General features: G+C 62.3%; 3 protein-coding genes. 1 reads left to right on the plus strand and 2 read right to left on the minus strand.

All coding sequences use genetic code 11. The features are described from left to right. Positions 1-625, minus strand: a 625-nt coding sequence (locus tag ACRCSW_RS23580; protein ID WP_438708093.1) for an SDR family NAD(P)-dependent oxidoreductase, incomplete at its 3' end; no start/stop codon positions are given. Positions 626-735: 110 nt separating this feature from the next. Here ACRCSW_RS23580 and ACRCSW_RS23585 point away from each other — a divergent pair. After that, positions 736-1632 (plus strand): LysR family transcriptional regulator, encoded by an 897-nt coding sequence (locus tag ACRCSW_RS23585; RefSeq protein WP_438708094.1) that lies wholly within the window; start codon positions 736-738, stop codon positions 1630-1632. 172 nt (positions 1633-1804) lie between these two features. Here the strand turns inward: ACRCSW_RS23585 and ACRCSW_RS23590 are convergent, their stop codons facing one another. Beyond that, the gene (locus tag ACRCSW_RS23590) at positions 1805-2488 is read right to left on the minus strand and encodes a DUF998 domain-containing protein (RefSeq protein ID WP_438708095.1); all 684 of its coding nucleotides are present in this window, start codon (positions 2486-2488) and stop codon (positions 1805-1807) included. Positions 2489-2684 lie beyond the last annotated feature (196 nt).

The raw sequence follows: 2684 nt of genomic DNA on the forward strand, positions 1-2684 counted from the left end.
TTTCAGGTGGCAGATCCTTCAGGTCGATGCCCATCCCATCCCAGACTTCGGTGGCCGTCGAGGCGGGCACAACCGCCTGAACCCTGACGCCGGTGCCTTCGACTTCGTTCTGAAGGCCAAGGCTCAGCGACAGGACGAAGGATTTCGTGGCCGAGTAGACGGTCGTGCCGGGATAGGGGCTGACCGCGTTGGCAGAGGCTATGTTGATGATCGTGCCGGTGTCGCGGGCAACAAAGCAGGGAAGGGCCGCGCGGGCGAGGCGGCTGGGTGCAACCGCATTGACCATGAGGAGGCTCGTGTGGTCCGCCGGGCTCAGGTCGATGAAACGCCCCAGCCGCGACAGGCCGGCGTTGTTGACGAGAACCGTGACGCCCGCGTCGCTTTCAAGCAGCGCCTCGACCTGCGCGATACCCGGCTCCGTCGACAGATCGGCCACGAGAGGGCGGACCGCCACGCCGTACCTGGCCCAGAGACGGTTGCCCAACTCTGCAAGGCGATCGCCGCGGCGGGCGACCAAGACAAGATCGTGACCGCGGGCGGCAAAGCGATCGGCGTAGACGGCGCCGATACCTGAAGACGCGCCGGTGATGACGGCGACGGGGCGGGGCGGGGTCTGAGCGTTCATTGCGATAGTCCTTTGGTGTCCTTTGCCTTGCGAGGCCGAGAGTAATCCTTGGTCCGTGTTGCGATAATGTCCTATAATCTGCATGAGATAGTGAGCAGAAGGCATCAATCATGCGCGGAACCGAGTATGCCGAACTGGCGGCATTCCTTGCCATTGCCGAGGAACGCAGCTTCCGCCGGGCGGCCCAACGGCTTCGGATGTCGCCCTCCGCACTCAGTCACTCCATGCGGGAACTGGAAGAACGGCTAGGCGCGCGGCTTCTCAACCGGACGACGCGCAGTGTCTCGCCAACTGAAGCCGGGGCGAACATGTTCAGCAGGCTCTCACCCGCCTTCGCCGAGATCGCCGCCGCCGTGGAAGGGGTCCAGCACTTTCGCGACCGGCCAGCTGGAAAGGTCCGGTTGAACATGCCGCGCGCGGCGGCCGAGGTTGTGTTTGTGCCAGGATCGGGTCGTTTTGCCCAGCAATACCCGGACATACGGCTGGAACTGACCACGGATGATGCCTTCGTCGATATCGTGGCAAAGGGCTTTGATGCCGGTGTCCGCCTGGGCGAGTTCGTTCAGCGCGACATGATATCGGTGCGGCTGACCTCGGACGTTCGCTTTGCCGTTGTCGCATCGCCCAGCTACTTCGCGTCGCATCCCCGCCCGGCGACGCCACGCGATCTCCACGACCACGCCTGTGTCAACTTTCGCTTCGCCCATAACGGCGAACTGTTTCCATGGCGGTTCGCAAAGGGCAGCGAGTCACTGGAAGTTTCCGTGGATGGGCCGATCACCACCAATGATGCGAACGTCAGCCTGGCGGCTGCCTTGGAAGGTGCTGGCCTCTTCCGGACGCTGGAGACGCAGGTGTCTGCGCAGATTGCGGACGGGCGCCTGATCCGGGTGCTGGAGGACTGGTGTCCGTTCTATCCCGGCCTGTTCCTCTACTATCCCAGCCGAAGGCAGATGTCGCCCGCCCTCCGGGCAGTGATCGACTTCTTCCGTTTCAGGGAGACGTGACGCAGAGCCGGCCCTTCTCGGTCATTCGAGGGACGATCGTCGCTGCGCTGCAGCTTCCCCGAAGCGGACCTTTGCACCCTGAGGGAATGCGCCTTCGGAGAGAGAGATTGCACCTAGCCTCTGGGGGCCCCGTAAACGACCGCTGTCGCGTCGACCCCTATCATCGCGCGGCTCAGTGGCCGCTGCGCCCGACGTTCAAGACCGCCAGCGCTGCCAGTACCACCCAAACGTATGTCGCCACAAAAAGCAGGCGATTGGCCCAGCCCACATAGCCTGTCACGCCAGACGGAAGCTCGCTCAACGGACTCGTCTGTCCGGACATGTCGATGCCAGCGTTCTTCAGAGCAGAGAAGAAGAGGGCGAAAGCACCCAGCATTAGCACGAAACTGATCCACGGCAGGTGCGCTGACCACAGCGGTGGTGCCGCTATATCGGCACGGCGTGACAGCGCCATGGTTAGAATTACCGCTGCAATGCAAAGCGAGGGGATTCCGATCATCGCCGCCGGGCCATGGAGTTTGTGGTTGATGTCGAACAGAGCTCCCATGGTCTGGCCGATACCTGCAAGGACGAGGAAAAGGAGCCCAATCTTGCCCAGAGTGCTTGCCCACAGCGGCAAGAGTGCCACCATCAGCGCGAATGAGCCGACCGCCCAGCCGACGAAGACAAGGGTCAGCAGCCATGGGTAATGTCCATTGGCGTACTCACTGACCATGCGCCATGACGGTGAGAACTCAGGACTGAGAACATGGAGCAACAGCAGTGATGCACAGGATACCGCCGTGGCCAACAGGACTGCGACTGCCGCCGGGGCGTACCAGCCGCCGATGCTCGATTGATTGGCAAGAACGTCCAAGATCGGTCCTCCCGAAAGTCAGGTTGTCAGTTGTGATAATTGGATATAGCTTACTACAATGAATACGTCAACACCTCGCCCGCGCCGCTACGCGTCGCAAGTCAGGGCCGACGCTGCGGTCGACACACGCCTGCGCATTCTGGATGCCGCAAGGTCACTGATGGGCCTCAAGGGCGTAGACAAGGTAACGATCGCA

It is taken from the genome of Tabrizicola sp. (genome assembly GCF_051645465.1).
Lineage (GTDB): Bacteria > Pseudomonadota > Alphaproteobacteria > Rhodobacterales > Rhodobacteraceae > Tabrizicola.